1 protein-coding gene and 2 pseudogenes are annotated in these 2,971 nt (G+C 64.9%); 2 read left to right on the top strand and 1 reads right to left on the bottom strand.

Going from position 1 to position 2,971, the window contains the following annotated elements:
* A pseudogene (locus tag VKI00_RS23080) lies at positions 1–300 on the bottom strand (polysaccharide deacetylase family protein); the annotation flags it as partial.
* Between the two features lie 681 nt (positions 301–981).
* Here VKI00_RS23080 and VKI00_RS23075 point away from each other — a divergent pair.
* Positions 982–1,884, top strand: coding sequence for a universal stress protein (locus tag VKI00_RS23075; protein ID WP_324441598.1), 903 nt, complete (start codon positions 982–984; stop codon positions 1,882–1,884).
* 394 nt (positions 1,885–2,278) lie between these two features.
* Positions 2,279–2,485 (top strand): annotated as a pseudogene (locus VKI00_RS23065) (pyridoxamine 5'-phosphate oxidase family protein); the annotation flags it as partial.
* Between the last annotated feature and the right edge of the window lie 486 nt (positions 2,486–2,971).

Below are 2,971 nucleotides of genomic sequence, written 5' to 3'. Positions count from 1 at the left end.
ATCGACCATGGGCCGCAGCGCGGGGGCGTTGACCGACCACGAACTGTTGGCGCCGTTGACGAAAAACGTCAACCGGGTGCCGCTGTCACGGCAGAAGTCGGCGAACGCGCCGACCACTTGCGCGCTGGCGCCGTCGTCAATCGTCAACGCCAACTGATTGCCATTCCCGGGCAGCCGGGTAAGCACGCCGGGTGGGGGCCGCTCGGTCGGGAAACCACGCGCGGCCGGGGAGCGACTGGCCGCCGCGAGAACGCCGATCGTAATGCCACACAACAGCGTACGGCGATCTATCTGCCGCATATCTCAACGCTACTGCCGGGTGCATTCCCAAGGAAGAGGTCAGCTCTCGTCGTCTGCCTTGACTTCCGGCTCGGCGCGACCGGACCTAACGGTTCACACTCGAGTGGGACGTGTCCAAGGTGCACGAACGGCCCGAATTAGGACGGTCGGAAACGCGGTGACGGGTTGTAGCCGACTGCCGGATCATTGGCGCGGGTCCGAACTATCCACTCGCGTTCCATCGCTCGGGCTTCGGCATCGGTGGCCGTTTCGGTACCCGCTCGCCGGTTCACGATTAGGTTTGACTACGGGAGACGGTGCTCGCGGGACCTGCCCTGTGACGATCTCCAGCTTCCGCGGGAAACGGTCGCTAGCCTCCCCGTTTCGGGTTAGACAATGGGCCGAACTGTGTGGACTCGATCGCGCACCAATGGATCTCGGATAGTTAGGTGAATGCGGCGCTACTTATGAGACGTGCGCTATCAGCCCAGCATCACCATTCCGCCATCGACGGCGATCAACTGGCCGGTGACGCTGTGGACGACAGGGCACCATGGCCACGCGTTCCGGGAACTAAGCCTTCTGGCCTGGCGGCCGGCCGAGCCCTAATCTGATCGGCGTAATGCATCAGCCCCTCCGTCGCATCTGTCGGAGCAGATGCCTGGCTGGTGGAAGTTCCTGACGATCGCAAGGGAGAGCGAAATGCCTGACCAGTCAGAACATCTCGGCATCGTGGTCGGCGTCGACGGATCCACCGCCTCGACCGCGGCGGTACAGTGGGCCGCACGCCGGGCGGCGATGCGCAACACCGGATTGACCATTGTTCACGCCGCCCCACCGGTGGCGCCCGGCTCATCGCTCATTGTCTGGACGGAGCCCAGCCCGTCGGAAGTGATGCGCACGCAGGAAGAACAGGCCCAGCGCCTGATCGACGACGCCGCCAAGACGGCCAACGATACCGCCGGTGGCCTGCACATTCACACCAGGTCAATCCTTGCCGCGCCCGTACCCGCGCTGCTCGAGCTGTCCAACGATGCCCAGATCCTCGTGGTGGGCCGACGCGGTAGGTCGTCGCTGTCGGGCGTGCTGCTCGGCTCGGTCAGCACCGCGATGATCCACCGCGCTAGCTGCCCGGTCGCGGTCATCCACGACGAATCCCCTGCCGAGGCGGCGTCTATGGTGGCGCCCGTAGTGGTAGGCATTGACGGATCGCCGGCATCGGAACTGGCCACCGCGATCGCCTTCGACGAAGCCTCGTGGCGCGGTGTCGAGGTGGTGGCCCTGCACGCCTCATGCGACAGCGATCCCTTCGGCATTCACGAGCTGGAATGGGGCATCGTAGAGCCGAAAGCGCATGAAGCCCTTGCCGAGCGCCTTGTAGGCTGGCAGGAACGTTACCCCGATGTTCGTGTGCGCCGTGTGGTCGTATTCGACCGGCCCGCGCACCACCTCATCGAGCAGGCCGAAACCGCGCAGCTGGTCGTGGTCGGCACCCGCGGCCATGGTGAATTCACCGGGCTGCTGCTCGGCTCGGTCAGCGCCGCGGTGGTACAGGCGACCCGCACACCGGTCATCGTCGCCCGCCGGGGCAACGTGCTTCAATGACATCACCAACACCGCAACCACAGGCAATCTCACGGTGAAACTGTCTGTCCGCGGTCAGCATATGCGTCATCACCCGCCGGTCAGAGGCTGTGCGTCAACGTCGGCAGCGGTTGCGGTGAGGTTGCCCGCAACCTCGTTATCGGCTCCAACCAACGCAGCCGCGCGCTGACGAATGTCTGCCGCGAAAACTTGGGCCTGTGCTTGGCGAGTGGCACGCTCAGCAGTTGTCCGGCTGGTTTGGGTGTCGACGACCGACAGGTCCTCCCCGACGGTGAAACCAGCGGTGTGAGCGGCCTCGACCGCATAGTGGATTACTGGGTTCTGACGTCCTACGCGCCTGAAACGCCTCCGTACCGGCGGCGCCCCGCCGGTCGGCCTCGCGACGAGCTGGCCCAGCGTCGCCGAAGGCTGGAGTGTGATCGTCAAGGGTCGCGCGCAGGTGTTGCGTACCGGCGCAGAGATCGAGAAAGCCGAACGCGCGCAATTAGTGCCGTGGATCGCGACTCTGAAACTTCACTACGTGCGGGTGATCCCGTACGAAATCACCGGCCGCCACTTCAGGTTCGGTCCCGAGCCGGACCGCCACTCCACCTTTGCGTGACGAACTTAAGCATGCTTTTTCTCCCCACCCGTCGATGACCCTCCTTGGCCGGAAACCGTCCCGACCCTCCTTGATGGCCTGCCACCGCGCGCCGAGTACCAGCCGCTTGGGTTCCTCGGCCTCGGCCGGCAATCGACGAAGGTGCCAGCCGCACAGCCGCGCACGATTGGATGCGCTCGCCTGTACCCCCACGCTGGAGGTCGGCGTCAGCCTCGACGATCTTCACGCGACGATTGCGGGTGCTCGGACCTCGCCAGCGATCATTTCGCCGGGCTTTTCAAGATCCGGCCGCACACCGAGCAGTTGTTCGCGTCGACCCTGCGTATGGATTCCCGGCAGTCTGCCGTGCGCAGGAGCACTCCGCGCGCGACGCGCTTCACGCGATCGCCTCGGTGACATGTGTTCGGCGTGGACGCCGCCCGGCCTTGAGCGGTGCCTGCAGAATCAGAATCATCTGAACCGCTAGACATCGTCTACACGGTCAAC

It is taken from the genome of Mycobacterium sp. (genome assembly GCF_035314665.1).
In the GTDB taxonomy this organism is placed as follows: Bacteria; Actinomycetota; Actinomycetes; order Mycobacteriales; family Mycobacteriaceae; genus Mycobacterium.
Note: the sequence above shows the minus strand (reverse complement) of the source record. Positions and strands in the feature narration are given on the sequence as shown.

Coding starts and splice junctions, on each gene's coding strand:
- VKI00_RS23075 (WP_324441598.1), top strand. CDS start 982: ATGCCTGACCAGTCAGAACATCTCGGCATCGTGGTCGGCGTCGACGGA.